The 26,158-nt window shown below is 71.5% G+C and carries 21 protein-coding genes; 11 read left to right on the top strand and 10 right to left on the bottom strand.

Translation table 11 applies throughout. The features are described 5' to 3' along the window. Positions 1-57 precede the first annotated feature (57 nt). On the bottom strand, positions 58-1,968 hold the full coding sequence (locus tag ABT170_RS19590) for an RDD family protein (protein WP_351868914.1): 1,911 nt from the start codon (positions 1,966-1,968) through the stop codon (positions 58-60). Between the two features lie 247 nt (positions 1,969-2,215). On the opposite strand from ABT170_RS19590, the gene ABT170_RS19585 reads away from it, so the two are divergent. Further along, a complete protein-coding gene (locus ABT170_RS19585) occupies positions 2,216-2,698 on the top strand; it encodes an SsgA family sporulation/cell division regulator (RefSeq protein WP_329944234.1) in 483 nt (160 codons plus the stop codon). Between the two features lie 37 nt (positions 2,699-2,735). Here ABT170_RS19585 and ABT170_RS19580 read toward each other — a convergent pair whose 3' ends face one another. After that, positions 2,736-4,103, bottom strand: coding sequence for an FAD-binding oxidoreductase (locus tag ABT170_RS19580; protein WP_351868911.1), 1,368 nt, complete (start codon positions 4,101-4,103; stop codon positions 2,736-2,738). 97 nt (positions 4,104-4,200) lie between these two features. Here ABT170_RS19580 and ABT170_RS19575 point away from each other — a divergent pair, with 97 nt between their 5' ends. Next, positions 4,201-5,946, top strand: a complete 1,746-nt coding sequence (locus ABT170_RS19575; RefSeq protein WP_351868908.1) for a tetratricopeptide repeat protein — start codon at positions 4,201-4,203, stop codon at positions 5,944-5,946. 88 nt (positions 5,947-6,034) lie between these two features. On the opposite strand, the gene ABT170_RS19570 is transcribed toward ABT170_RS19575, so the two are convergent. Beyond that, positions 6,035-7,378 carry an Nramp family divalent metal transporter gene (locus tag ABT170_RS19570; RefSeq protein ID WP_351868906.1) on the bottom strand — a complete coding sequence of 448 codons (1,344 nt, stop codon included), beginning with the start codon at positions 7,376-7,378 and terminating at the stop codon, positions 6,035-6,037. A gap of 213 nt (positions 7,379-7,591) precedes the next feature. Continuing rightward, a complete protein-coding gene (gene hppD / locus ABT170_RS19565; protein ID WP_329944230.1) occupies positions 7,592-8,737 on the bottom strand; it encodes a 4-hydroxyphenylpyruvate dioxygenase in 1,146 nt (381 codons plus the stop codon). 122 nt (positions 8,738-8,859) lie between these two features. Between hppD and ABT170_RS19560 the strand changes: the two genes are divergently transcribed. From ABT170_RS19560 to ABT170_RS19525, 8 genes are all read left to right on the top strand, one after another. Further along, entirely contained in the window at positions 8,860-9,333 is a 474-nt protein-coding gene (locus tag ABT170_RS19560; protein ID WP_266931474.1) for an Lrp/AsnC family transcriptional regulator, read from the top strand. Positions 9,334-9,352: 19 nt separating this feature from the next. Beyond that, a complete protein-coding gene (locus ABT170_RS19555) occupies positions 9,353-10,000 on the top strand; it encodes an ABC transporter permease (protein WP_329944229.1) in 648 nt (215 codons plus the stop codon). Then, entirely contained in the window at positions 9,993-11,282 is a 1,290-nt protein-coding gene (locus ABT170_RS19550) for an ABC transporter ATP-binding protein (protein WP_443034319.1), read from the top strand. The genes ABT170_RS19555 and ABT170_RS19550 overlap by 8 nt, the downstream gene beginning before the upstream one ends. Further along, positions 11,279-12,145, top strand: coding sequence for an ABC transporter permease (locus tag ABT170_RS19545; protein ID WP_351868901.1), 867 nt, complete (start codon positions 11,279-11,281; stop codon positions 12,143-12,145). The genes ABT170_RS19550 and ABT170_RS19545 overlap by 4 nt, the downstream gene beginning before the upstream one ends. After that, positions 12,142-13,119, top strand: a complete 978-nt coding sequence (locus ABT170_RS19540) for a glycine betaine ABC transporter substrate-binding protein (protein WP_329944227.1) — start codon at positions 12,142-12,144, stop codon at positions 13,117-13,119. Before ABT170_RS19545 ends, ABT170_RS19540 begins: the two co-directional genes overlap by 4 nt. Positions 13,120-13,207: 88 nt before the next feature. Next, complete coding sequence (locus ABT170_RS19535) at positions 13,208-13,873, top strand: helix-turn-helix domain-containing protein (RefSeq protein ID WP_351868899.1); 666 nt, start codon at positions 13,208-13,210, stop codon at positions 13,871-13,873. A 249-nt stretch (positions 13,874-14,122) separates the two neighbouring features. After that, on the top strand, positions 14,123-14,311 hold the full coding sequence (locus tag ABT170_RS19530) for a hypothetical protein (RefSeq protein WP_329944225.1): 189 nt from the start codon (positions 14,123-14,125) through the stop codon (positions 14,309-14,311). 21 nt (positions 14,312-14,332) lie between these two features. Then, positions 14,333-15,769: an MFS transporter gene (locus ABT170_RS19525; RefSeq protein WP_351868896.1), complete on the top strand. Its 1,437-nt coding sequence runs from the start codon at positions 14,333-14,335 to the stop codon at positions 15,767-15,769. Here the strand turns inward: ABT170_RS19525 and ABT170_RS19520 are convergent. The 4 genes from ABT170_RS19520 to ABT170_RS19505 form a co-directional block, all read right to left on the bottom strand. Beyond that, positions 15,699-16,487 (bottom strand): S16 family serine protease, encoded by a 789-nt coding sequence (locus tag ABT170_RS19520; RefSeq protein WP_351868893.1) that lies wholly within the window; start codon positions 16,485-16,487, stop codon positions 15,699-15,701. The two genes, ABT170_RS19525 and ABT170_RS19520, sit on opposite strands and share 71 nt — an antisense overlap. Positions 16,488-16,553: 66 nt before the next feature. After that, positions 16,554-17,198 (bottom strand): IclR family transcriptional regulator, encoded by a 645-nt coding sequence (locus tag ABT170_RS19515; protein WP_329944222.1) that lies wholly within the window; start codon positions 17,196-17,198, stop codon positions 16,554-16,556. Positions 17,199-17,533: 335 nt separating this feature from the next. After that, complete coding sequence (locus tag ABT170_RS19510) at positions 17,534-19,597, bottom strand: hypothetical protein (RefSeq protein WP_351868890.1); 2,064 nt, start codon at positions 19,595-19,597, stop codon at positions 17,534-17,536. Between the two features lie 249 nt (positions 19,598-19,846). Next, the gene (locus ABT170_RS19505; protein ID WP_351868887.1) at positions 19,847-21,481 is read right to left on the bottom strand and encodes a WxL domain-containing protein; all 1,635 of its coding nucleotides are present in this window, start codon (positions 21,479-21,481) and stop codon (positions 19,847-19,849) included. 356 nt (positions 21,482-21,837) lie between these two features. Here ABT170_RS19505 and ABT170_RS19500 point away from each other — a divergent pair, with 356 nt between their 5' ends. After that, the gene (locus ABT170_RS19500; RefSeq protein ID WP_329944219.1) at positions 21,838-22,404 is read left to right on the top strand and encodes a hypothetical protein; all 567 of its coding nucleotides are present in this window, start codon (positions 21,838-21,840) and stop codon (positions 22,402-22,404) included. A gap of 87 nt (positions 22,405-22,491) precedes the next feature. Here the strand turns inward: ABT170_RS19500 and ABT170_RS19495 are convergent, their stop codons facing one another. Then, the gene (locus tag ABT170_RS19495) at positions 22,492-24,273 is read right to left on the bottom strand and encodes a DEAD/DEAH box helicase (protein ID WP_329944218.1); all 1,782 of its coding nucleotides are present in this window, start codon (positions 24,271-24,273) and stop codon (positions 22,492-22,494) included. A gap of 368 nt (positions 24,274-24,641) precedes the next feature. Next, positions 24,642-26,138, bottom strand: a complete 1,497-nt coding sequence (locus ABT170_RS19490; protein ID WP_351868884.1) for an MFS transporter — start codon at positions 26,136-26,138, stop codon at positions 24,642-24,644. Positions 26,139-26,158: the final 20 nt, after the last annotated feature.

Here is a 26,158-nt window from a genome sequence, read left to right as displayed (position 1 = left end):
ACGGGCCCAACAGGGCCCGCCCGGCCCGGCCAACCCGGCCCGGCCAACCCGCCCCGGTCAGCCCGCCACGAAGGTGCGGGCCGCCTTGTCGTGCCAGCACTGGCGCCAGGGGCGGTCGATCAGGCACCACAGCACGTTGAACACACCGATGACCAGGATGCCCAGCACCCCGTAGACCAGCCAGCGGCGCAGGGCCGCACCCAGGGTGGGCGAGTCGTGCGACTCGATGTCCCGCACTTCGAGGCCGAGGAGCTTCTTGCCGAGCGTACGGCCCCACTTGGCGGTGGGCAGCGCCTCCAGGAGGAAGCCGAGCACCAGGAGCGCGCCGAGCACCGCCCCGAACAGACCCGCCGTGGTGGCATCCACGAGCCAGACGGTGACCGTCTCACCGGACTGCTTCGCCGCGGTGATCTTCTCGTCGATGTGCTCCAGCGCCCGGGTGACCAGCGGGAAGCTGACGGCACCGACGACCGCGCCGAGGACCACGCTGTCGAGCAGCCGGGCGGCGAAGCGCTTGCCGAGACCGGCGGGCCGCGCCGATGTCTGGGCCCTGGCGAGCTGCTGGAAGGGGTCGTCGACCGGGGGCTTCCAGGGCACGACGGGCTGATCCGCCCCGGCACCGGCCTGCTGCTGGGCGGGCACCTGATGTGCGGCGGGCGCCTGCTGCTGGGGCTGCATCTGCTGCTGGTGCGGCTGGAGTTGGCCCTGTGGCTGGAGTTGCCCCTGTGGCTGGCGCTGCTCCGGCCGGGCCGGCTGGTGGGCCTGCTGCCCCCAGGAGGCCGAGCCGCCGGGCCCGGGGGCGGGCACGGGAGCAGGGGCCTGGAAGGGGGTCTGGGCGGGGGTCTGGGCGGGGCCAGGCACCTGTACCGGGCCCTGGGTCGCGCCGGGCAGCGCGACGGGCAGAGGGGCGGACGGCAACGCGGTCGTCGGCGCGGGCGCCTGCACCCGGGTCGGCTGCGGCACCTGAGGCTGCTGTGAAGCGTGCGGCGCCTGCGATACGTGCGGTGCCTGGGGTGTCTGCGGTGCCTGGGATGCGTGCGGGGCCTGCGGGCCCTGGGGTGCCTGGGATGCGTGCGGGGCCTGCGGGCCCTGGGGTGTCCGGGGCGGCTGCACCGCCTGGAGCGCCTGTGGCGTCCGGGGTGCCTGGGACGGCTGCATCGCCTGCGGCCCCTGCGACCCCTGCGACGTACCGCCCGGCATGAGGCCCGGCGGACCGGCGACCGGGGTGGCCGCGCGGATCGTCATCGTGCCGTCGGCGGGCACCGGTCCCCCGTCGCGCGGGCGCGGGGTGCGGGCACCACCGCCCGGACCCACGGCGCGGATCGTGACCGTACCGTCGGTCGGCGGGCGGCCCTCGGCACCGCCACCGTCACGACTGCCACGACCGTCACGGCTGCCACCGCCACTGCCACCGCCGTCCCGCATCGCCGGCAGGGCGCCGCCCGTCGGGTCCGGGGCGCCGGACACGCGCGGGTCCGCCGGAGCCGGTTCGGGGCGCTCGGGCCGCGCGCTGTCGCCCGGGGTGCGCGGATCGGCACTCGCCGGGTCCGGCCGGCCGGACGCCGCTTCCGGACCGCCCCAGGAGACGCGCCGGTCGCGGTCGCCGCCGAAGCCGGTCTGCCGGGAGGTGTCGGCCTGCCAGACGGATGCCGGTTCCGGCTCCGGACGGGCGGGGACGCCCTGTTCGGGTCCACCCGGCCCACCCGGCCCGTTCGCTCCGTCCGGCACTCCGTCAGGGCCGCCCGCCTCGCCGACCTCGTCGAAGAAGATCGGCCCGGTCTCCTCCATCCGGGGGGCGGAGGCCGTCGGCTGCGGCGCGGGAGTGGCTTCGCCCTGGGGCGCGGGCCGGCTCGTACCGGGTACCCACGCCGCACCGTTCCAGTACCGGACATATCCAGGAATGGAGGGGTCGGGGTAGTACCCCTCGCGGGGGCTTTCGTCACCGGGTGCCGGGGTTGGGGCGCTCATCACCGTGGTCCCGTATCTCTTCGAGGCCTCAGACCGTCCGGTCGCAGGTGCGGACGGCCTCAATACAAGGGTCCACATCTATCAGACGCCCACGTGTCGCCGGGCCGGTCCCACTGTTTGGGACCACTTTCCACGCCGTCCGAAGTTTTTTTGAAAAGTCGCGTAATGGATGGCGGGGAGGGCGCTCTCTCCTTGTGCGGGCCGGTCATGGGACCGGTCCACGAGCACCGGAAGGTCGTGCACTGACATGCTGAACGTCGTGGAACGCGAGCTGGAACTGAAGCTGGTCCTGTCGCCCGAGCGCTCCATCCCCGTACCCGCCAGGCTGACTTACCGCACCGACGACCCGTACGCCGTGCACATCGCCTTCCACATCGGCTCCGAGTCCCCCGTGCACTGGACGTTCGCCCGGGAACTGCTGGTGGAAGGGGTGTTCCGGCCGTGCGGACACGGAGACGTACGCATCTGGCCGACCAAGATCAACGACCGTAACGTCATCTGTGTCGCCCTCACCTCCCCCGATGGCAACGCCCTGCTGGAGGTGCCGTCGGCCGCCGTGGCCGCGTGGGTGGAGCGGACGCTGCGGGTGGTGCCCCCGGGTACGGAGAGCGAGCGGCTGGGCCTGGACGACGCGCTCGCCGAGCTGCTGGCACCGCTGCCGGCCGACGACCTGTGGCTGAGCGACCCGTGGTCCGCGGACGAGTCCCCCTCCCAGGAGGGTGAGGCGTGAGGGCCTTATCCGGCTGTCGTGCCCCGGCGTGTCGGGGTCAGAAGAGTTTGCCGGGGTTGAGGAGACCGAGCGGATCGAAGACCGTCTTGATTCCGCGCTGCAGCTCGACCCCGGTCTCGCCCAGTTCGCGGGCGAGCCACTCCTTCTTCAGGACCCCGACGCCGTGCTCGCCGGTGATGGTGCCGCCCAGTTCGAGGCCGAGGGCCATGATCTCGTCGAAGGACTCACGGGCCCGGCGGGACTCGTCGGGGTCCATGTGGTCGAAGCAGACGACGGGATGGGTGTTGCCGTCGCCGGCGTGGGCGCAGACGCCGATGGTGAGGCCGAACCTCGTGGCGATGGCGGCGGTGCCCTCCAGCATCGCTCCGAGCTTCGAGCGCGGTACGCACACATCGTCGATCATCGTGGCGGACTTGACGGTCTCCAGCGCGGTGAGCGACATCCGGCGCGCCTGGAGCAGGAGTTCGGACTCGGCCTCGTCGTCGGCGGGGACGACCTCGGTGGCGCCCGCGGCGGCGCACAGTTCACCGACGGCCGCCAGGTCGGACGCCGGATCGGGGGTGTCGAAGGCGCAGAGCAGCAGCACCTCGGTGGAGTCGGGGAGGCCCATGCCGGCCATCGCGTTGACCGCGCGGATGGTCGTACGGTCCATCAGTTCGAGGAGTGAGGGAGTGTGACCGCGCTCCATGATCGTGCAGACCGCGTCGCAGGCGGCGACCGCGGAGGGGAATTCGGCAGCCAGGACGAGCTGCCGCGGAGGCTTCGGCTTCAGCGCGAGGACGGCCTTGACGACGATCCCCAGGCTGCCCTCGGAGCCGACGAAGAGCCGGGTGAGGTCGTAGCCGGCGACGCCCTTGGCCGTACGGCGGCCGGTGGTCAGGAGCCTCCCGTCGGCGAGGACGACTTCGAGACCGATGACGTATTCGGCGGTGACCCCGTACTTGACGCAGCACAGGCCGCCGGACGCGGTGCCGATGTTGCCGCCGATGGTGCACATCTCCCAGCTGGAGGGATCCGGCGGGTAGCAGAGGCCGTGTTCGTTCACCGCGCGTGACAGCACGGCGTTGATGACACCCGGCTCGACGACGGCGATCCGGTCGACCGGGCTGATCTCCAGGATCCGGTCCATCTTCACCAGGGAGAGCACGATGCAGCCGTCGGAGGCGTTGGCCGCGCCCGACAGGCCGGTACGGGCACCCTGCGGAACGACCGGGACGCGCAGCGCGGTGGCGGTGCGCATGACGTGCTGGACCTGCTCGACCGTGCGCGGGAGCACGACGACGGCCGGGGAACCCGCGTCACAGAAGCCCGCCATGTCGTGGGCGTACGAGGACGTGACGTCCGGATCGGTGATCAGAGCCTCGGCGGGCAGACCGGCGCGCAGCTGTGCGAGGAGATCGTTCATGATCCAAGACTGGCACCCGGGGCCAATGGTGTGAACCCGTCTGCGACGGCGTTCCCAAGGCGCGGTGTGCTCTTCGTACTGACGCAGAGTGATCGCCATGGATGTCACGCCGCAGCAGGACCCGGACCCCCGCCAGCCGCCCGAGCCGTCCCCCTTCCCGCCGCGGACGGCGGACGCGAAGGAATTCCCGGCCGCTCCCCAGGATCCCGGAAAGGGCGCGACCGCGGTCCCGCCCCCGCCCCCCACCGCGCGGACGACGCTGCGCAGGGCCACGCTCGGCGCGATCGCCGCGGCCGTTCTGGTGGCCGGTGCGGTGGTGGCCGTTCCGGACGGCGGGCAGGACGGCCCGAAGGTGCCGGGACCGGTCGAGCGGGCCCGAGCGGCGGCGACCGCCGGCTCCCCGGCCTCGCTCTCGGACCTGACCGCGCTCATCGGGGACCGGCAGAAGTGGGTGGAGGAGCATCCGTCCGACGCGCCCTCGTGGGCGGTGCTCGGCACGGCGTACGTGGAGTGGGGGCGGCGTTCCGCGGACGCGGCGTACTACGCGCGGGCCGAGACGGCCCTGAGGCGTTCGCTGGAGGAGCAGCCCGGTGAACGCGGCAACGGGGAGGCCTGGGTGGGCCTGGCCGCACTCGCCAACGCCCGGCACGACTTCGTCGCGGCGAAGCGGTGGGGCGAGACCGTACGGACCCGGGAGCCGAAGACCTGGAGCACGTACCCGGTCCTGATCGAGGCGTACAACGGCCTGGGCGACTACAGGGCGGCCGGCACGGCGACGGAGCGGTTCGGTCAGCTGCGCAAGGGGGTTCCGGCGCTGGCCCGGACCGCCGAGATGTACCGCGACCAGGGCTGGCGGGAGGACGCCCTGGCCACCGCCCGCGAGGCGGCGGACCGGGCCACCACAGCGGTGGAGAAGGCGCAGGCCCTGCACCGCCTCGGCGATCTGGCGTGGGAGCGCGGCGAGCCGGAGGAGGCCGTCGCGCAGTACGACGCGGCGCTGCGCACGGACAGCGGCCAGCACGCGTCGCTGGCGGGCCGGGCCCGCGCCCTGGCGGCCCTGGGCCGTACCGACGAGGCGCTGGACGCCTACCAGGCGGCGGTGGCGGAGCTGCCCCGCGCGGAGTACGCCCTCGAACTGGGAGAGCTGTACGAGGCGCTGGGCCTGGACGGCGACGCCCGCAGCCAGTACGCGAGGATGCGCACTCTGCTGTCACGGTCGAAGGCCGCGGGGGTCAACGAGTCCCTGCTCCGGGCGCGTTACGAGAGCGACCACGGCGACGCGGACACGGCGGTGGAGCTGCTGCGCGCCGAGTGGTCCCGGCAGCACCGCAGTGCGGCGGTGGCGGACGCGCTGGGCTGGGCGCTGCACCGGGCGGGCCGGCCGCAGGAGGGTCTGGAGTACGCCCGGCGGGCCGTCGACACGGGGGTCCGCAACGCCTCGTACGCGTACCACCTGGGCACGATCGAACGGGAGCTGGCCCAGTACGGTGCGGCCCGCCGCCATCTGGAGGAGGCCCTGCGCACCAACCCGGCCTTCTCCCCGCTGGACGCGCCCCGCGCCGAGGAGGCCCTGGACGCGCTGGGGGAGCCCGCGCCGGGCGGCCCGGAGGACATGCGGCCCCCGCCGGATCCGGCCCCCGAGCCCGAGCCGGAGCCCGAGCCGGAGTCCGGTACCGGGACGGCGAAGCCCGCCCCGCCGCGGCAGACCCCCGCCTCTCCCTCCTCCCCCGCCTCCCCGACGCCGCGGACGGGCAGCCCGGAATCCACGAAGCCGGGCGCGGCGGGCCCGGCGGCGGCGTCCACGGCCGCCCCGTCCACCGCGGGGACACCGTCCGGACGCTGACCGGGTGGGGGCCTCCCCGGCCGAAGCGGACGGGAGGCCCCCCACGCCCGTCCCGAGGGCGGGGCCGGGGGCTCCCCCGGCCGGGGCGCTACCAGGGCAGCTCCCGCAGCTGCTGCACGCACAGCACGACGAACAGCAGGCCCGCCGCCACGAGCATCACGTTGCTGAGCCCTCCGTTGCGCCATTCCCTCGGTGTGCGCGAGGAGTTGAGCAGCCATACCAGCGTGAGGGCCAGGAACGGCATGAAGAACGCGCCGAGCACGCCGTAGACCACGACCAGTCCGAACGGCTGGTCCAGCCAGAGCAGCGTCATCGGCGGGAACGTCAGCCACAGCAGATACGCCCGGAAGGCGAAGGAGCGCTCCTTCGTCCCGGCCGCCACCTCCTCCACGGTGCTCACCTCGGCCGGGGCACCCCCGCGCTCGCGCAGGAAGCGGTCGACGAAGTCGGCGAACATCAGGCTCACGCCGTTCCACACGCCGATGAGGGACGAGAAGGACGTGGCGAAGAAGCCGACCAGGAACAGCTTGGCGGTCGCGGCTCCGTAGCGGTCCTCCAGGATCGCGCCGAGGTCGATCAGCCCCCGGTCGCCCTTGGTGAGGGCGAGATGGGAGGAGTGCAGGAGTTCCGCGCCGACGATCAGCATCGCCACGACGAAGATTCCGGTGGTGAGGTAGGCGACCCGGTTGTCGAGGCGCATCACCTTCATCCAGGAGGAGTTGGTCCAGCCCTTGGCGTTCACCCAGTAGCCGTAGGCCGCCATGGTGATCGTGCCGCCGACGCCGCCGATCAGGCCCAGGGTGTAGAGGAGCGAACCGTCCGGGAGTACGGGGGCCAGGCCCGCGAACGACGCGCCGACGTCGGGGCCGACGCGCACCGCGACGTACACGACGACCACGAACATCACGCCGATCAGGACGGTCATGGCCTTCTCGAAGACGGCGTACCGGTTGAACCAGACGAACGCCAGGCCGATCAGGCCCGTGATGATCGCCCAGGTCTTGAGGTTCGGCCCGTCCGGGAAGAGCGCGACGATGGGCAGGGCGGACGAGGACATGGCCGTCGCGCCGTAGATGAAGCCCCAGACCACGACGTAGACCGCGAAGTAGACGGTGGTCCACGGGCCGAGGCTGCGCCAGCCGTCGAAGAGCGTGCGTCCGGTGGCGAGGTGCCAGCGTCCGCACGCCTCGGCCAGCGAGATCTTGACGACGCAGCCGATGACGGCCGCCCACATCAGGGTGTAGCCGAACTTGCTGCCCGCGATCAGCGTCGCGACGAGGTCTCCGGCTCCGACCCCGGTGGCAGCGACGACGATACCGGGGCCGATGTAGGTCCAACTGGACTTGCGCGGAAGGGTGTTCAGGGGTTCGGTACCGCTGTCGGCGCTGCGGCCGGTACCACTGCCGGTACCGCTGTCGGTCGCTTCTGCCATGCCGGTGTCCTCCCGCTCGTCCCCAAGGTGATCCAGATCACCAAAGCGGGAGCGCGGGTGTTGCGCAAGGGGGCCGACGGCGTGCGCCCGGAGCGCGGCGCTTGCGCCGTGCAGCGTGGCCGCCGCGCACATACGCGGAAGGGCGGGGCACCCCGTTGTACCGGGTGCCCCGCCCTCGTACCGCGAAGACCGCTCCGCGCGTGAGCCGTACGGTCAGAGGTTGCCGCGCTTCTCCTGCTCGCGCTCGATCGCCTCGAACAGGGCCTTGAAGTTGCCCTTGCCGAAGCCCATCGAGCCGTGCCGCTCGATCATCTCGAAGAAGACCGTCGGGCGGTCCTGGACCGGCTTGGTGAAGATCTGGAGCAGATAGCCGTCCTCGTCGCGGTCGACCAGGATCTTCAGCTCGCGCAGCGTCTCCACCGGGACCCGGGTCTCGCCCGCCCACTCGCCGAGCGTGTCGTAGTACGAGTCGGGCGTGTCCAGGAACTGGACACCGGCCGCGCGCATCGCCCGGACCGAGGCGACGATGTCGTTCGTGGCGAGGGCGATGTGCTGGACACCCGCGCCGCCGTAGAACTCCAGATACTCGTCGATCTGCGACTTCTTCTTCGCGATCGCCGGCTCGTTGATCGGGAACTTGACCTTCAGGGTGCCGTCCGCGACGACCTTCGACATCAGGGCGGAGTACTCGGTGGCGATGTCGTCGCCCACGAACTCCTTCATGTTGGTGAAGCCCATGACCTTGTTGTAGAAGCCGACCCACTCGTTCATCCGGCCGAGCTCGACGTTGCCCACACAGTGATCGACGGCCTGGAAGGTGCGCTTGGCGGGCGGCTCGACGATCGGGGTGGCCGCCGTGTAGCCGGGGAGGTACGGCCCGTCGTAACCACCGCGCTCGACGAGGGTGTGGCGGGTCTTGCCGTACGTGGCGATGGCGGCGAGCACGACGGTGCCGTTCTCGTCCTTGACCTCGTGCGGCTCGGTCAGACCGGTGGCGCCGTGCTCCACCGCGTAGGCGTACGCGGCGCGGGCGTCCGGGACCTCGATGGCCAGGTCGACCACACCGTCGCCGTGCGCCGCGACATGGTCCTCCAGGAAGTGGCCCCAGTCGGTGGACGCCTTGATGACGGACGTGAGGACGAAGCGGGCCGAGCCGTTGGTCAGGACGTAGCTCGCGGTCTCGCGGCTGCCGTTCTCCGGTCCGGAGTAGGCGACGAGCTTCATTCCGAAGGCTGTGGAGTAGTAGTGCGCCGCCTGCTTGGCGTTGCCCACGGCGAAGACGACCGCGTCCATTCCCTTGACCGGGAAGGGATCGGCCTGCCGGGCGGTGTCGGGGGTGGTGTGCAGAGTCTCAGTCATAAACCCAGGCTCTCCCCGCTCCGCAAGGTGCGCAATAGTTCGCGGAATCGCTGGGCAATCTGTGCAGCAGTTCGGCACTATGAGCAGGCGTTCTGTACATGATGACCATCGGAGGCGGGGACATGGCGATCGATCGTCTGGACGGGCAGCTGATCGTGCTGCTGGCACGTGAACCGCGGATAGGGGTACTGGAGGCGTCCCGCCGGCTCGGCGTGGCGCGCGGCACCGTACAGGCCCGGCTGGACCGCCTTCAGTCGAATGGCGTCATCCGGGGCTTCGGCCCGGACGTCGATCCGGCGGCGCTGGGCTACCCCGTCACCGCCTTCGCGACACTGGAGATCAAACAGGGCCAAGGGGCGCAGGTCCGGGCCCACTTGGGCGGCGTGCCCGAAGTGCTGGAACTGCACACCACCACCGGCCACGGGGACATGTTCTGCCGGCTCGTCGCCCGCTCCAACGCCGACCTCCAACGGGTGATCGACCGGGTTGTCGGTTTTGATGGCATCGTCCGGGCATCCACGGCCATCGTCATGGAGAACCCGGTCCCGCTGCGCGTCATCCCGCTCGTCGAGCAGGCCGCACAGGACACCGACTGACCGAGCCGAGGAGTGACGTGTGAGCTTCTGGGAGTACCTGGGAAATCGGCACCAGCAGTTGCTCACCGATGCGTTCCAGCACGTCAGCGCCGTATTTCAGTGCATGGTCATCGCCACCGTGCTCGGGGTGGTGATCGGCGTGGTCACCTATCGCAGCGGCTGGGCGGGATCGCTGGCCATCACCTCCACGGCGACGATCCTCACCATCCCCTCCCTCGCCGCGATCGGTCTGCTGATCCCGCTGGTCGGGCTCGGGGTCGCCCCCACCGTCATCACCCTGACGATGTACGGACTGCTGCCCGTCGTCCGTAACTCCATCGTCGGGCTGCGCGGTGTCGACCCCTCGCTGGTCGACGCGGCGAAGGGCATCGGGATGTCGCGGTTCGCCCGGCTGCGCAAGGTGGAACTGCCGCTCGCCTGGCCCCCGATCCTCACCGGCATCCGGGTCTCCACCCAGATGCTCATGGGCATCGCCGCCATCGCCGCGTACGCCTCCGGGCCCGGTCTCGGCAACGAGATCTTCCGCGGCATCGCCTCGCTGGGCAGCGCCAACGCGATCAACCAGGTCCTCGCGGGCACGCTCGGCATCGTCATTCTCGCCCTGCTCTTCGACGCCGCGTACGTCCTGCTGGGACGGCTGACCATCCCCAGGGGGATCCGTGTCTGAGACCGTCTCCGAGACCGCCCCCGGGGCCGGCGGGAGCGACGGCGGCGAGGGGACCGCGACGGTCACCTCCGGGGCCACGATCGAGCTGGAGGACCTGACCAAGAGCTACCCCGGCAACCCGAACCCGGCCGTCGAGAACGTCTCCATGGACATCAGGGCCGGCGAGACCGTGATCTTCGTGGGTCCGTCCGGCTGCGGGAAGTCCACCACCCTGAAGATGATCAACCGGCTGATCGAGCCCTCCTCCGGCCGGATCAGGATCAACGACGAGGACGTCACCGACATCGACCCGGTGAAGCTGCGCCGCAAGGTCGGGTACGCGATCCAGTCCTCGGGGCTGTTCCCGCACATGACGGTCGCCGAGAACATCGCCCTCGTACCGAAGATGGTCGGCTGGTCCAAGTCCCGGGTGAAGGACCGGGTGGAGGAGATGCTCGACCTCGTGGGACTGGACCCGCGCGAGTTCCACGGGCGCTACCCGCGCCAGCTGTCCGGCGGCCAGCAGCAGCGGGTGGGCGTGGCCCGCGCGCTGGCGGCCGATCCCCCGGTGCTGCTGATGGACGAGCCGTTCGGGGCGGTCGACCCGATCACCCGCGACCACCTCCAGGACGAGCTGATCCGGCTCCAGCACGAGCTGCACAAGACGATCGTCTTCGTCACCCATGACTTCGACGAGGCGATCAAGCTGGGCGACCGGATCGCGGTGCTGCGCGAGCGTTCGCACATCGCGCAGTTCGACACCCCGGAGGCGATCCTCACCAACCCGACGGACGACTTCGTCTCCGGGTTCGTGGGGGCGGGCGCGGCGCTCAAGCGCCTCAACCTGACGCGCGTACGGGATGTGGGCATCGCCGAATTCCCGACGGTGACGGTCGACGACCCGCTCCAGTCGATCTTCAACAAGCTGCGCAGCGGCCCGCACAACGAGCTGCTGATGCTGGACCGCAGGAACCGCCCGTACAAGTGGCTGCGGCGCGGCGACCTGATGCGGGCCCGCGGCTCGCTGGCCCGTGCCGGGCAGCTGGTGCACGACACGGTGACCCGGGATGCCACGCTGCACGACGCGCTGGAGGCCGTACTGACGGACAGCGGGGGGCGGGTCGCGGTGACCGGGCGGCGCGGCGAGTTCATCGGTGTCGTCGACATGCACACCCTGATGGACAACGTGCAGGAGCTGCTGGAGGCCGACCGGCTGACCGCCATGGAGCACCAGCACGAGCTGGAGGGGCTGCGCACCCACTCGACCGAGCAGGAGCTGGAAGGGGGTGGCGGCGGCGCATGACTCCCAGCTTTCCGAACTCCGGCGAGCCCGGCGCCTCCGAGACCCGGCCGCCGGGCGAGCACGAGGTCAAGGGCGTTGCCTTCCGCGACGAGGAGACGGAGCCGGCGCCCCCGCCCGCCGGACCGCCGCGCCGGATCACCTGGCAGAAGCTGGTGGTGCTGCCGCTCGTGCTCGCGGCCGTCCTGGCCATCACCTACGTGTGGATCACCAATGTCCACCTCGACTCGATCGCGGAGAACTCACTGGCCGGCGGCAATGTGCAGCTGCGGCTGTGGCAGCACATCAGGCTGACGGCGATCTCGACGTTCTGGGTGCTGATCATCGCGATCCCGCTCGGTATCGCCCTGACCCGGCGCGGGCTCAGCAAGGGCGCCCCGGTGGTCACGGCCATCGCCAACGTCGGGCAGGCCACCCCGGCGATCGGTCTGCTGGCACTGCTGGTGATCTGGCTGGGCATCGGCCCCTCGACGGCGATCGTCGGCATGGTGATCTACGCGGTGCTGCCGGTGCTGTCCAACACGGTGGCCGGTCTCAAGGCGATCGATCCGACCCTGGTGGAGGCCTCGCGCGGGATCGGGATGTCGGGGCTCGGGACGCTGAGGAAGGTGGAGCTGCCGCTCGCCGTGCCGCTGATCCTCGCCGGAGTGCGGACGGCGCTGGTGCTCAACGTGGGTACGGCGACGCTGGCCACGTTCGGCGGGGGCGGCGGGCTCGGCGACCTGATCACCTCGGGCATCCAGACGCAGCGGATGCCGGTGCTGGTGCTGGGGTCCGTGCTGACGGTGGTGCTGGCACTGCTGGTGGACTGGCTGGCCTCGCTGGTCGAGCTGTCGCTGACGCCGCGCGGGCTGGAGGCGCCGTGACGCGCGGGTACCGGGCCGGGCTGCCGCTGGCCCTGGCACTCTCGCTGGTGCTCGCCGGGTGCGGGCTGAAGAGCGGATCGCCGATGGTGGACGAGGTGTCGCCCGGGTCGGTAGGCCGGGGGAAGCCGCTCAAGGGCGCCTCCCTGACGGTCACCTCGAAGAACTTCAGCGAGAACATCATCCTCGGTCAGATGATCGGCCTGGTCTTCAAGGCGGCCGGCGCGGAGGTGCTGGACCGGACGAACCTGCCCGGCTCGATCAGTGCCCGCGAGGCGATCGTCAAGGGCGACGCCGACGCGATGTACGAGTACACGGGCACGTCCTGGATCACCTACCTCGGGCACGCCGAGCCGATCGTCGATCCGCTGAAGCAGTGGGAGGCGGTACGGGACGAGGACCGGAAGAACGGGGTGACCTGGCTGCCGCAGTCCACGCTCAACAACACCTACGCACTGGCCATCAGCAGGAAGAACAACGCGAAGTACCGGCTGAGGACGCTCTCGGACGTCGCCGCGCTGGCGAAGAAGGACCCGAACGCCGTCTCGATCTGCGTGGAGAACGAATTCGCCTCCCGCGACGACGGGCTGCCCGGAATGGAGAAGGCGTACGGGATGTCGGTCCCCGCCTCCCACATCCAGAAGATGGACGCCGGAATCATCTACACCCAGGTCTCCAAGTCCGACTCCTGCCTGCTGGGCGAGGTGTTCACCACGGACGGCCGGATCAAGGCGATGGACCTGGAAGTGCTGGAGGACGACAAGCACTTCTTCCCCAACTACAACGCGGCTCCCGTCATCCACACGGCGACCTTCGAGAAGTACCCGGAGATCGCGGGGCTGCTGGACCCGGTCAGCGGGAAGCTGACGACGGAGGTCGCGCAGGTGCTCAACGCCAAGGTGGACGTGGACGGGGAGGACCCGCACGAGGTGGCGAAGGAATGGCTGGTGGCGGAGGGGTTCATCGAGGAGGGGTGACGGCCCGCCGCAGCCCCGAAGTCCCCTTGCAAAGATTCCGTTGCAAAAAAGCGTTGCAAAGCTTCCTTTGCAACTTTAGAGTCATGGCATGACAGCGAACGAGGCCGACAAGGCGGAGACCGGGGCCGGGACCGGCGGCGAGGACGGGGACGGGAGTCCCGCCGTTGACCGGCGGCCCGACGAGGGGACCAACGTCCACCTCGTCGACGCCCGCACCCTGCGCGCCCTCGCCCATCCACTGAGACTGCGACTGCTGAGCGCCCTTCGGGAGTACGGCCCCGCGACCGCCTCCGGCCTCGGGGAGCGGCTCGGCGAATCCAGTGGTGCCGCCAGCTACCACCTGCGGCAACTGGCGTCGCACGGCCTCGTCGAGGACGCCCCGGAACTGGGCAAGGGCCGGGAGCGGTGGTGGCGGGCCGTCCACAGGGGCACCGCCTTCAACACGGGCCGCTTCCTGGCCCACCCGGACCCCGAGGTGCGCGGGGCCACCGGCGTCATCCTCCACGAGATCGCCACGGCCCACGCCCAGGAGCTGAACACCTGGCTCGGCACGATGCACGAATGGCCCGAGGCCTGGCACCAGGCCTGGGACATCAGCAATTTCAAGGTACGGCTCACCCCCGAGCTCGCCCACGAGCTGACCGGGAAGATCCACGAGCTGATCGAGAGCTACCGGGGCGTGGTTCCCGAGGGCACCGAGGGCTCGGCCACCGTCCGCAGCCATGTGCACGTCTTCCCGCGGCCTCCCGAGTAGGCCGGCCGGAAGACAGACGGAACTACCGACCGACGGGCCTGACGGGCCGGCGCGTTGAAGAGCTGACCGCCGCCCCGGTAACCGTCATGCCCGGAAGACGACGAACCGACCAGCGGACCGGCCGGACCGGCCGAACCCCGCCGGACCCGCCGGACCTACCGAACCCGCCGGACCTACCGGACCGGCCTACTGCGAACCGACGACGAACCGACGAGCCACCGACGAGCCGACCGAAGGGGCCCACCAGCCATGCACTGCGACATCCACCACCGGACACACACCTACCGCGCCACCGAACTGCACCGCGAGGCCACGACCCTCCGGCCGCCGCACACCAGCCTGCGCAGCCGGGTCGGCTGGACGATGGTCGAGCTGGGCCTCCGACTCGCCGAGAGCCGGCCCGCCCGGGCCGCCGTGCGCGCGCCCCGTCCGGCGTAACCGATGAACGGGGGGCATCACATGCAGGACACACAGCACCCGCAGGACACGCGGAAGGTGCGCCATCGCACACCGCTCATCAGCGTTCTCGCGGCCAACTCCATTTCCACGGCCGGGACCTCACTCACCCTCATCGGTGTTCCGTGGTTCGTCCTGGAGACCACCGGCAGTGCGGGGCGGGCGGGCCTCGTCGCGTTCTGCGCCACGCTGCCGATCGTCGTCTCGGCACTCATCGGCGGACCGGTCATCGACCGGCTCGGCCGACGCCGGGTCGCCGTCGCCTCGGACACCGTATGCGGCCTCGCCATCGCCACCATTCCGCTGCTGCACTACGCGGGAGCGCTCGAATTCTGGATGCTGTGCGCGCTGATGGCGCTCAACGGGCTGGTCCACACCCCCGGCAACACCGCGCGCTACGTCCTCGTACCCGATCTCGCCGAGCACGCGGGCACCACGCTCACCCGCGCCGCCAGCCTCTTCGACGCCGTCTCGCGCGGCGCCCGGATGGTCGGCGCCGCACTGGCCGGGCTGCTGATCGCGCTGGTCGGGGCCGAGACCGTACTGCTGCTGGACGCCGCCACGTTCGGGCTGTCCGCCGTGCTGGTCGCGACAGGGGTACGCGGGGTCCGGGCGGCCGAGCCCCGCAAGGCCGCGGAACCCGTCTCCCTGCGCACCTACCGCGCCGAACTGCGCGAGGGATACGGCTACTTGCTCGGCAACCGGCTGCTGCTCTCCGTCGTGATCATGGTGATGTTCATGAACGGCACCGACCAGGGCTGGAACGCCGTCCTGCTGCCGGTGCACGCCGAGGGCGAGCTGGGCGGGGCCACCGACCTCGGTCTGCTCACCGCGCTGTTCGGCGCCGGTGGCCTGACGGGGGCGCTGCTCTACGGGGCGGTGGGCCACCGGTTCTCGCGGTGGACGGTGTTCGCGGTGTGCGTGCTCCTGTGCGGGGCGCCGAGATTCCTGGTCGCCGCGGTGACCGGGACGACCCTGCCGCTCGCCGTGACGATGCTGCTCGGCGGCATCGCGGGCGGCGCGCTGAACCCGATCCTGACCACGGTGACGTACGAACGGGTCCCCGAGGAACTGCGCAGCCGGGTCTCCGGGGCACTCACCGCGGGCTGCGAGCTCGCCATGCCGGTGGGCGGCCTCGCGGCGGGCCTGCTGGTGGAGGGCTTCGGGGTGACGGGGGCGCTGCTCGCGATGGGCGGGGTGTACCTCCTGGCGACGCTGAGCCCGCTGGTGTTCCCGGTCTGGCGGACGATGGACCAGCCGGGTGCGGGGGCCGGGCCGGGTGCCGCACCCGCGGCGGGGCCGGGTGCCGCTTCCGCGGAGGGGCCGGGGGACTCCCCCGTGCCCGTACCCGCTCCGGCGGCGGGGGAGGTCAGCAGCTCGGGACCTTCCCGCCCCGCTCCAGGGAGCGCAGCGAGTCCACGGCGCCCTTCAGCGTCGTGACGGGGATCAGCCGCAGCCCCTCGGGCCGCTCCGCCTCCGCCTGCTTGCACTCGTCCTCGGGGACCAGGAAGACCGTCGCCCCGTCGCGGTGAGCGGCCTGGGTCTTCAGCGATACACCGCCGACGGCGCCGACCTTGCCGTCGGCGCTGATCGTGCCCGTACCCGCGATGGAACGGCCGCCGGTCAGGTCTCCGCCGGAGCCGTCGCCGTCCAGCTTGTCGATGATGCCGAGGGCGAGGAAGAGCCCGGCACTGGGACCGCCCACATCCCCGAGGTCCACGCTGATCCGCATCGAACCGAGGTCCCGGTCGAGGTAGTTGAGGGCCGCGTCGACGGCGACGTCCTGGGACTCCTTCATGTCGTCGAGGTTGTGCTTCTCGATCTCCTTCTCGGAGCCGCCGGTCGGATAGACGGAGTCCCTGGGCATCACGGCCCGGTCCGTCCTGAACCAGCCGTCGATCACCTGGCCGATCCCGACGTCGGCGCTCGGCGAGGTCGCGAAGATCGTCGTCATCCGCAGCTGCCCCTCCGTGGTGCGGGTGGGTGCGCCGGTGATGGTGATCACGGGCTTCCCGTCGTTCTTCCCGAGGACGTTCGCGGTCGTGCCGGGCTGCGCCAGGGTGAACGGCAGGGGCGCGAAGGCGGCCGTGCCGAAGAGGGCGAGGACGGGCAGTGCGCAGAGGGCGAGGGCACGGGGGCGCGAGAGACGAGAGAGCACCCGCCCAATCTATCCGCCGGCCCCCGCGGCGCGTCCCCCACCGTCAGCGCAGCGCGTCCGCCGACGTCAGCGCAGCGCGTCCGCCACCTCCCGGGCCGCGTCGAGCACCCGGGGGCCCACCCGTTCCGGTACGGCGTCGGCGAGCATCACCACACCGACGCTGCCCTCCACGCCCGACACCCCGACCAGGGGCGCGGCCGCCCCGCTGGCACCGGCTTCGAGCTCGCCGTGGGTGAGGGTGTAGCCGGGGTCGCCGGCCAGGCTCTTCTGCCGGGCGGAGAGTATGGCCCGGCCCGCGGCACCCCTGTCCAGGGGGTGGCGGAAGCCGGCCCGGTAGGCCACGTGGTAGTCGGTCCAGGTCGGTTCGACGACCGCGACCGCGAGTGCGTCGGTGCCGTCGACGAGCGTGAGGTGGGCGGTGGCCCCGATGTCCTCGGCCAGGGAGCGCAGCGCGGGCAGCGCCGCCTCGCGGACCAGCGGGTGCACCTGGCGGCCCAGGCGCAGCACGCCCAGCCCCACCCGGGCACGGCCGCCCAAGTCACGGCGTACCAGGGCGTGTTGTTCCAGGGTGGCGAGCAGACGGTAGACGACGGTGCGGTTGACACCGAGTTTGTTGGACAACTCGGTGACCGTCAGACCGTGATCGGTGTCGGCGAGCAGCTTGAGGACGCGCAGTCCTCGGTCGAGCGTCTGGGAAGTCTCCGCGGTCACGACGCCCTCTCCTCTTCGGGTGAGCGACGACGGCAGTCTCCCGGCGGTTGCGACACCGGTCCCAGCGGCATCGCACGGAGAAAGCCGCCGGTCTGGCAAGGCACCGGCTGCGCTACGCGGCGACACTGCCACGGCGCGTTCACATTGCGGGGACATTAGCGAGCCAGTCCGCTCAGCGGAAGACCTCGTCCAGAATCCGGTCTCCCGCCGGAACCCGGCGGAGTCGACGGAGCATAAGCGCCGGTCAGCGGGGCATCGTCCGGAAACCGAACGTCTACGCGCGTCCAGGTCGGGCGACGCCCTCGCGACACTCCGTACTCACTCGTGAACCGGCGTTAACTCACCGTGAACTCAAGTTGGCTGATTCTCCCGTTCACCAGGACCTCGCAGACCCTGATCGACTTCGTCGCCGGGTCACGGACGGTGAAGTTGAGGGCGAACGTTCCGTCGAGTCCGACGATCCGGGTGACATAGCTGTCCGAGGTCTGCTTCCCGTCGGCGGCGCGCCCCGTCGCCACGACCGTCGCCACGGGGGCGAAGCCGCGTCCGGTCACCTGGACCACGGTGCCCACCGGTCCCTCGGGCGGGGAGAGCTGGAAGGAGGGACCGGCCGGAACCGTGCCGTCCCGGACGGTGAACGCGGCCGTCTCCGTCCTCGGGTTGACCAGGACCTCCCGTACCCGGATGGCGACGGTGTCGGCGGCGTTGACGGTGAACGTCTGCGAGAACGCCCCGTCCAGCCCGACGACCTTGGTCCGCACCGGGTCGGAGGTCTGCGATCCATCGGCCCGCAGTCCCACGATCGAGACGGTGGCCACCTTGGCGAAGCCCTGCCCGAGAACGGTGACCGCGGTACCCCGCGGACCCGAGGCGGGGGTGAGGACGACGAAGGTCGGGGCGACGGACAGCGGGACGACGGCCTGCGCGGACCCGGCGGTGACCTGGAGCGCGTACACGGCCTTCGGGGTGGTGCCCGCCACGGTGACCGTGCCGGTCAGGGCGCCCCCGGCGGTGATACGGAGGGTGGAGCCGCTGATCCGGCCCGGGTCGCAGCCGGTTCCGTCGGCGGCGCACAGCGCGGCGGCCGGGGTGGCCCCGGACGGCCAGTCGCCCCCGCCGAGCGCGAGGGTTCCGCCGGGTTTCACCTTCCCGGCCCCGGCGGTGAGCGTGGCGGAGGCGTCGGTCACGGTGAAGGGGCGGCTCAGGACCGTGGCGGGGTCGTTGCCCTCGTCGACCTGGATGGCGGCGACGGCATCGGACGTGACGGTGAAGTCGGCGGAGAAGGTGCCGTCGGGGCCGCTCTTCACATAGACGGCCGTGTCGTCGAGCGCGGTACCCGCCGCGTCGAGACCGATGACATTGATCCACCGGTCCTGGAGGTAGTCGGTGCCGGTCACCCGGACGACCGTGCCGACCGGTCCGGCGGCGCGGGACAGCGTGATCGCCCGCGGGCCGCCCGGGACGAAGGCCCGGACGGTGAGGGGTGCGGTCGCCTCCTTCGTACCGTCGTTGACCTTGACCAGGTACGCCCCGTCAGGGACCGCGCCCGCGGCGGCGAGGACGGCGCTGCCGGTCAGCTGTCCGGAGCCGCTGACGGCGAGGGAGTTCGAGGCGAACGCCCCGGTGTCGCAGCCGCCTCCGTCGGGGGCGCACAGGGACGGTACGGGGGCGCCGCCGGCGGTCCAGCGGCTGCCCGCGAGAGCGACGGAGGTGCTGGGCCGGACCGGGCCCGCGGGCGCGATCAGGGTGGGGGGCTGTCCGGCGCTGCCCTCGGCGGTGACCGTGCCGATGGAGCCGCTTCCGCTGACCACGTCGCACGGGGTCTGGTAGGTGCCGCCCAGCACCTTCGTACGGGTCAGGTTGCGCACCGGGGTGAAGGAGATCGGCCCGCTCGCGGTGGCGGGGATGAGGAAGTCCCCTTCGTACGGCGGTATTTCGATCGGCTTCCCGGACGGGATGTCGAGTATCACCTCGGGCCCGGTGACGGTGACCGTGCCGGTGGCACCGCCCGACATCGCGAGGTCGAGGCTGGGTGTGGTGGGCACGTCGTTCAGGCTGAGGCCGCTGGTGGCGGGCGAGGGGCCGAGGGTGACCTTGGCGTGCACCTTCCCGCCCGGGTCGACGACGTCGGGGGTCAGCTCGACCGTCATCTCCTGGGGTCCGGTGGCCTCGCCCTGTCCGGCGGGCAGCGTGCAGTGGACGGTCGGGGTGACCGTACCGGCATGGGCGGCCGGGGCCAGGGCGACGGCACCGCCGGTCCAGACGAGAACGGCTCCGGCGGCGAGGGCGACGGCGCGGCGCCATGACCGTCTTCGGCCGGAGTACGCGGAGGGGGACGGGAATGATGATGAGGATGGGGGTGGGATCGGGGAGGGGGTCGGGAACCGGGACGGGTGCATGGTCGCTCCTTCGGGCAGGACGGGTGGGAGGGCGTGCTGGGGCACTGGGGGCACGGGGGCACTGGAGGGGCGCGTACGGCCCCCGGAGTGCCAGGTCGGGCGGGGCGGGTACGCCCCCGGAGTGGCGGGGCGGGTCCGGGCCCGGGAGTGGCGGGGCTGATCCGGGAACGGTCGGGCCCCGGGCGAGGAAGAGCCCGCCCTGTCCATGGCGCTACGGATCATCGGGCGGGCTCTTCGCGGTGCCTGCTCTCAGAGCAGGGTGAGGGTGAGGGTGGCGCTGTAGTCCCCGGGCGGTGCGGACCCGGGGACCGTCAGGGTGAGATCGGCGTCGGCGTCGAAGCGTCCGCCGGTGAACGGCCGCGAGCCGTCCGGGCTCATCCGGCACAGGCTGGCCGCGGTGCTGCCGAGCCGCGCGGGCGACCCCGCCACCGGCGTACCCTGACTGCCGTTCTGCGCACGGCACTTGGGGGTCCAGCTCACCGCGTCGGCCGGGATGACGGCCGGGCCCGCGCCGCTGACGCCGGCGGCGGTGAAGTCGGTGAGCGTGGCGGTGAGGGACCAGCCGCTGTTGACGCCGCGCGCGTCCTCCACCTCCACCCGGTTGAGCCGGGAGCGCTGCACACCGCTGCCGGTGCCCAGGACCGTCGTACCGAAGTCGACGGTGTCGCCGTCCTGGACCATGCTCAGGGTGCCGGCCCGGACGGAGGCGGTGAGCCTCTGTTCGGCCGTGGCGCCGTCCCCGCCGCCGCCCGTGGTGACGGTGAAGGGTGCCGTCCGTACGGTGGCGGGGTCATTGCCCTCGTCCGCCTGGACGGCGGCGACCGCATCGGACGTGACGGTGAAGTCGGCGGAGAAGGTACCGTCCGTGCCGCTCTTCACATAGACGGCCGTGTCGTCGAGCGCGGTACCCGCCGCGTCGAGACCGACGACGTTGATCCACCGGTCCGGGTTGTAGTTCTTGCCGCTGACGGTGATGACACTGCCCACCGGGCCGCTGCCGCTCGACAGCGTGATCTCCCGGTCGCCCGCCGCGATGGCCTTCACGGTCAGCGGGGCGGTGGCCTCCTTCGCCCCGTCGTTGACCTTCACTTCGTACGCCCCGTCCGGCACCGCCCCGGCCTCGGCGAGGGTCGCCGTACCGGTCAGGGTCCCGTAGGAGTCGATACGCAGGGAGTGGGCCCGGAACTTCAGCGGATCGCAGCCACCGCCGCCCACCGCGCACAGCGAGGGAACCGGCGCTCCGTCCGGCGTCCATCCCGAACCACCGAGGGTGACAGGGGTGTTGGGGCGCACGGAGCCGGCGGGTGCGGTCAGGGTGGCGGGCTCACCGCCCTCGCCCTCGGCCGTCACCGTCCCGATGGACCCGGCGGCGCCGACCACGTCGCAGGGGGTCTCGAAGACCGAACCGAAGACCTTGGTCTGGGTCAGGGTGCGCACGGGTGCGAACGAGATCTCGCCGGAGGCGTCCGCGGGGACCAGGAAGTCCCCCTCGTACGGCGGTATTTCGATGGACTGCCCGGCCGGTACGTCCATGGTGAACTCATCGCCCCGCACGGTGACGGTGCCGGTGGCCCCGCCGGTCATCGCGAGGTCGAGACTCGGAATGGTGGGCACGTCCTCCAGGGCGATGCCGCTGGTGGCGGGCGACGGGCCCAGGGTGACCCTGGCGTGCACGGTGCCCCCGGGGGCGACGACGGCGGGGGTCAGCTCGACCGTCATCTCCTGCGGTCCGGTGGCCTCGCCCTGCCCGGCGGGCAGCACACAGTGCACGGTGGGCGTGACGGTGCCGGCCGCGCCGGAACCCGCCCCGGTGGCAGTGGCAGTCGTGGCGGTGGCAGTCGTGGTGGCACCGAGACAGCCCAGCGACAGTACGAGGCAGCCCATGAGCAGTCCCGTACGGCGTGATCCGCCGGACCGGCGGACGGCACCGCCGGATCTTCGTCGGCGAATCGTCCGCCTCACGTGTGTCACCCGTGTCACCCGACGCATCGGCACCACATCCCTCCACACCCCATTGATTGCGCACATTGAGGAGGGCGGGTGCAGAGAAGTCAAGAGAGAATTATTTGATCCTTTCGGGAAACACCCGGAAGGCATTTCTCCGCCGTAATTACCTGCTCCCGGCGGCTATTGACTTCTCCGATGGGCGCCGTTTCACTGCACCGACATGCCGGGCCCGGCACCCAGATCGGCAATCGCAGCGGATCTGTGGAATTCAACCGGAAGGAGTTCCTCCCGTCATGTCGAACGTACCCGGAACAAAGGCCCGGCCGAGCCGGCCGCGCCGAAGACGCCTGCCCCTGCTGACGGTCACCGCGGCGTGTTCCGTCGCGGCGACGCTCGCCCTGTCGACCACGTCGGCCGCCGTCACCCCGCTCACCGCGACCGCGACGTACAACTGCGGCAGCTGGGGCAGCGGACTGGCCACACTGACCGCCGCCGACGGCGCGGGCGGCAAGACCATCAAGATCACCTCCACGGCCATCACCATGCCGCCCGGCACGAGTGCCGACCCGAACAGCATCACCACGACGCTCAAGCTGACGAAGACCTCGGGCGGCGTCACGAGCGAGGTGCGGTTCTCCGGGAAGACGAACCCGGGAATGAGCGGCGGCAGTCCGATCAGCCTGGGCCCGCTGAAACTCACCACCGGCACACTGGCCGCGGGCGACACGACGAACTCCGTGGTGCTGCCCTCTCCCCCGGGCGCCGCCAACTGGTCGCTGCAGATCGTCGCCTCGTCCCCGACGTCGGCGACCGTCCCGTGCGTGGCGACGGCGAACCAGTCGGCGGCGTTCGTCTGGTAGGTCCCGGCAGCTCCCCGAAACGCGACCGGTCCGGGACAGGAAGCGCGCTCCCGTCCCGGACCGGTGGGTGCCTCGCACCGCTCCGCGTCACGTCATGCGGGTGGCCCACTCCTGGACCTTGGAGATCCGCTGCTGGATCTGCCCGGCGGTGGCCTCCGCGCTCGGCGGCCCGCCGCAGACCCGCCGCAGCTCGGTGTGGATCACGCCGTGCGGCTTGCCGCTCTGGTGGGTGTAGGCCGACACCATCGTGTTGAGCTGCTTGCGCAGGCCCAGCAGCTGCTTGTGCGTGACGACCGGGCGGGCCTCGGCGGGCTTCTCCAGGAGATCGGCCTCCTCGGCCGGCCGCTGGCGGCTGTGCGCGATCTGCCGGCTCTGCCGCTTCTGGAGGAGAAGCTGCACCTGGTCGGGTTCGAGCAGCCCCGGGATGCCCAGGTAGTCCTGCTCCTCCTCGCTGCCGGGATGGGCCTGCATGCCGAACTCGGCACCGTCGTACAGCACCCGGTCGAAGACCGCGTCGGACTCCAGCGCCTCGAAGGGCAGCTGCTCCTCGGTCTCCTCGTCCTCCAGCTTCTCGGCGTCGGCGAGGAGCCTGTCCTCCTCCGAAAACGGGTTCTCCTCGTCGCTGCCCTTCTTGGGCTTGTCCAGGACGTGGTCCCGCTCGACCTCCATCTCGTTGGCGAAGTCGAGCAGCATCGGGATGGTCGGTACGAAGACGGAGGCCGTCTCACCGCGCCGGCGCGAGCGCACGAAGCGCCCGACGGCCTGCGCGAAGAACAGCGGCGTCGAGATGGTGGTGGCGTACACCCCCACCGCCAGGCGCGGCACGTCGACGCCCTCGGACACCATGCGGACCGCGACCATCCAGCGCGATCCGTCCTCGGTGAACTGGTCGATCTTCTTCGACGCGGCCTTCTCGTCGGAGAGGACCACGGTCGCCTTCTCCCCGGTGACCCGCTTCAGGATCTTGGCGTACTCGCGCGCCGACTCCTGGTCGGTCGCGATGACCAGCCCGCCCGCGTCCGGAATCCCCTTGCGCACCTCGGTGAGCCGCTTGTCGGCGGCGGAGAGGACGTTCGGGATCCAGTCGCCGGTGGGCGAGAGCGCGGTGCGCCAGGCCTGCCCGATGGCATCCCTGGTCATCGGCTCGCCGAGCCGCGCGGCGATCTCGTCACCGGCCTTGGTGCGCCAGCGCATGTTGCCGCTGTAGCTGAGGAAGATGACCGGGCGGACGACGCCGTCGGCGAGGGCGTTCCCGTATCCGTACGTGTAGTCGGCGGACGACCGGCGGATGCCGTCGTTCCCCTCCTCGTACGCCACGAAGGGGATCGGGTTGGTGTCCGACCGGAACGGCGTACCGGTCAGCGCGAGCCGCCGGGTCGCCGGGTCGAACGCCTCCTGGCAGGCCTCGCCCCAGGACTTCGAGTCACCGGCGTGGTGGATCTCGTCGAGGATCACGAGGGTCTTGCGCTGCTCGCAGCGGTTGCGGTGCAGCATCGGGCGGACGCCGACACCGGCGTAGGTGACGGCGACGCCGTGGTAGTCCTTGCTGACGGGTCCGGCGCTGTAGTCGGGGTCGAGCTTGATGCCTATCCGGGCGGCGGCCTCCGCCCACTGCTTCTTGAGGTGCTCGGTCGGGGCGACGACGGTGACCTGCTGGACGACATGGTGGTGCAGCAGCCATGAGGCGAGGGTCAGCGCGAAGGTGGTCTTGCCTGCGCCGGGTGTCGCGACGGCGAGGAAGTCACGCGGCTGCTCCTGGATGTACCTCTCCATGGCGCCCTGCTGCCAGGCTCGCAGCTTGCCGGCGGTGCCCCAGGGGGCACGGCCGGGAAAGGCGGGTGAGAGGTGGTGGGAGGCGGTAGTAGTCACGGTCTCCGGTTCGGGGCTCTCGGGTACGTGGGGCGCTGTCCGTACTGAGCTCGCACGACCTCGTACGAGATACGACAACCGGGCCACCCTACCGGCGGGCGGACCGGAACCCCGTACGAACGAGCCGTGGTTCGGCACCGTTGAGACGCTCTTCACAGATGTGCCCGCACCCTGAACCCGGGCAGCTGTTCGGCGATCCTGGGCGTGTCCAGGACGCCCCGGACACGCCCGGCACGAACGTCTCCGCCTCGTCCGCGTCACCGCCCGCGTCACCGCCCGCGTTCGGCGGATGCCCGTTCCTGTGCGGGAAGGCCCAGGTCACGTACCGGGTGCCGACCGAACCTGGCTCGTCGGTACCGCGCGGTGCCTCACTTCACCCGCACCCGGGCCGCCACCCACGCCCCCACCAGCGCCACCCCCGCCATCGGCAGGAAGACCGCGGCGAACGCCCCCGGGTGGGAGCCGGACGCTCCCGCCTCCACCGCCCCGTGCGCCGCCCCCATCGCCCCGCCGCCGAGCGCGGCGAAGGCGGCGCCCCCGGCGGCCAGCAGCAGGACGTTCGACAGGCCGTCCGAGATCTGGAGCGCGGCGGAATTGGACCCTGCCTCCGCGGGGGCCGACAGCTTCAGCAGCAGCACGCTCGTCGAGGCGATCACCATGCCCATGCCGAAGCAGCCGAACGCCCAGGCGACAGCGACGATCCAGACGGGCACGGCCTCGATGAGCACCGAGGGCGCGACGGCGATCGACGCGGCGACGAGCACCATGCCGCTCACCATGAGCTTCTCCCGGTGCGCCTCAAGACGCGGCCGGGACTGCACGTACGAGCCGAGGGCCCAGGTCGCACCGCCGACGGCGAGCGAGAGCCCGGCCATGGTCGGGGTCAGCCCGCGCTGGGTCACCAGCATCAGCGGTACGAAGGACTCGGCGGCGATGAACGAACCGGCGGAGATCCCGCGCAGCAGCACCACGGCGGGCAGCCCGCGCGCCGCCCGCACCGTACCGGCCGGGAGCAGCCCGCGCACGGCCGGGACCAGCAGCGCGACCCCCACCGCGGCCGGCAGCAGGGCGAACCAGTTCAGCTCCTGCCCCGCGTACTGGAGCAGCGCCGCACCCACCGAGATACCGAGCGCCAGCCGGATGCGACGGCGGTCGTACGGGGCGACGGGCGCCTCCGGGTCCGCCGGCCCGCCCGCCATGCGCCGGATCGCGGGGAGGGCGAGGGCCAGCGGGAAGACGATGAGCACGGGGATGCCGACGAAGACCCAGCGCCAGCCGAGGTGCTCGGTCACCGTTCCGGAGGCGAGCGGTCCGACGACGGAGGGGATCACCCAGCTCGCGGCGAACGCGGCCATGATCGCGGGCCGGATCCGCTCCGGGTAGGCCCGCCCGATGACCACGTACAGGGCGACGATCACCAGCCCGCCGCCGAGGCCCTGGACGGCCCGGCCCGCGATGAAGATCCACATGTTGGTCGCGGCGCCGGAGAGCAGCAGACCGACGGCGAAGGCGCTGATCCCGGTGGCGAGCGGCCCGAGCGGCCCGCGCCGGTCGGCCCACTGCCCGGAGAGCACCATGGCGAACAGGCTGGTGGTGAAGTACGCGGAGAACGCGAACGCGTACAGCGGAATGCCGTTCAGCTCCCGCGCGGCGACCGGCATGGCGGTACCGACGGCGGTCGCCTCGAACGCGATGAGGAGGACGACGGAGACGATGCCGATACTGAGGGCCCGGTAGGTCCGCCCGAGGACCCCTTCGCCCGGGTCGCCGACGGTCACGTCGGATATCCGGTCCGGCGTCGGGTCCGATATGTGGTGCTGCACGGAGGGCGCGACGTCTGCGTCACGGGGTTCGAGGGCGGTCATGGCCCAAGAGTAAGGGGCAC

This window comes from Streptomyces sp. NPDC001787, assembly GCF_040297465.1.
Lineage (GTDB): Bacteria > Actinomycetota > Actinomycetes > Streptomycetales > Streptomycetaceae > Streptomyces.
The sequence above is the reverse complement of the archived record's forward strand: the minus strand, read 5'-3'. Positions and strand labels throughout refer to the sequence as shown.

Excerpts from the sequence above, each read along its gene's own strand:
- ABT170_RS19535 (WP_351868899.1), top strand. The coding sequence starts at position 13,208 with ATGACAGCGAACGAGGCCGACAAGGCGGAGACCGGGGCCGGGACCGGC.
- ABT170_RS19530 (WP_329944225.1), top strand. The coding sequence starts at position 14,123 with ATGCACTGCGACATCCACCACCGGACACACACCTACCGCGCCACCGAA.
- ABT170_RS19525 (WP_351868896.1), top strand. The coding sequence starts at position 14,333 with ATGCAGGACACACAGCACCCGCAGGACACGCGGAAGGTGCGCCATCGC.
- ABT170_RS19505 (WP_351868887.1), bottom strand. The coding sequence starts at position 21,481 with ATGGGCTGCCTCGTACTGTCGCTGGGCTGTCTCGGTGCCACCACGACT.
- hppD (WP_329944230.1), bottom strand. The coding sequence starts at position 8,737 with ATGACTGAGACTCTGCACACCACCCCCGACACCGCCCGGCAGGCCGAT.
- ABT170_RS19580 (WP_351868911.1), bottom strand. The coding sequence starts at position 4,103 with ATGAACGATCTCCTCGCACAGCTGCGCGCCGGTCTGCCCGCCGAGGCT.
- ABT170_RS19500 (WP_329944219.1), top strand. The coding sequence starts at position 21,838 with ATGTCGAACGTACCCGGAACAAAGGCCCGGCCGAGCCGGCCGCGCCGA.
- ABT170_RS19570 (WP_351868906.1), bottom strand. The coding sequence starts at position 7,378 with ATGGCAGAAGCGACCGACAGCGGTACCGGCAGTGGTACCGGCCGCAGC.
- ABT170_RS19510 (WP_351868890.1), bottom strand. The coding sequence starts at position 19,597 with ATGCACCCGTCCCGGTTCCCGACCCCCTCCCCGATCCCACCCCCATCC.
- ABT170_RS19545 (WP_351868901.1), top strand. The coding sequence starts at position 11,279 with ATGACTCCCAGCTTTCCGAACTCCGGCGAGCCCGGCGCCTCCGAGACC.
- ABT170_RS19575 (WP_351868908.1), top strand. The coding sequence starts at position 4,201 with ATGGATGTCACGCCGCAGCAGGACCCGGACCCCCGCCAGCCGCCCGAG.
- ABT170_RS19490 (WP_351868884.1), bottom strand. The coding sequence starts at position 26,138 with ATGACCGCCCTCGAACCCCGTGACGCAGACGTCGCGCCCTCCGTGCAG.
- ABT170_RS19585 (WP_329944234.1), top strand. The coding sequence starts at position 2,216 with ATGCTGAACGTCGTGGAACGCGAGCTGGAACTGAAGCTGGTCCTGTCG.
- ABT170_RS19560 (WP_266931474.1), top strand. The coding sequence starts at position 8,860 with ATGGCGATCGATCGTCTGGACGGGCAGCTGATCGTGCTGCTGGCACGT.
- ABT170_RS19590 (WP_351868914.1), bottom strand. The coding sequence starts at position 1,968 with ATGAGCGCCCCAACCCCGGCACCCGGTGACGAAAGCCCCCGCGAGGGG.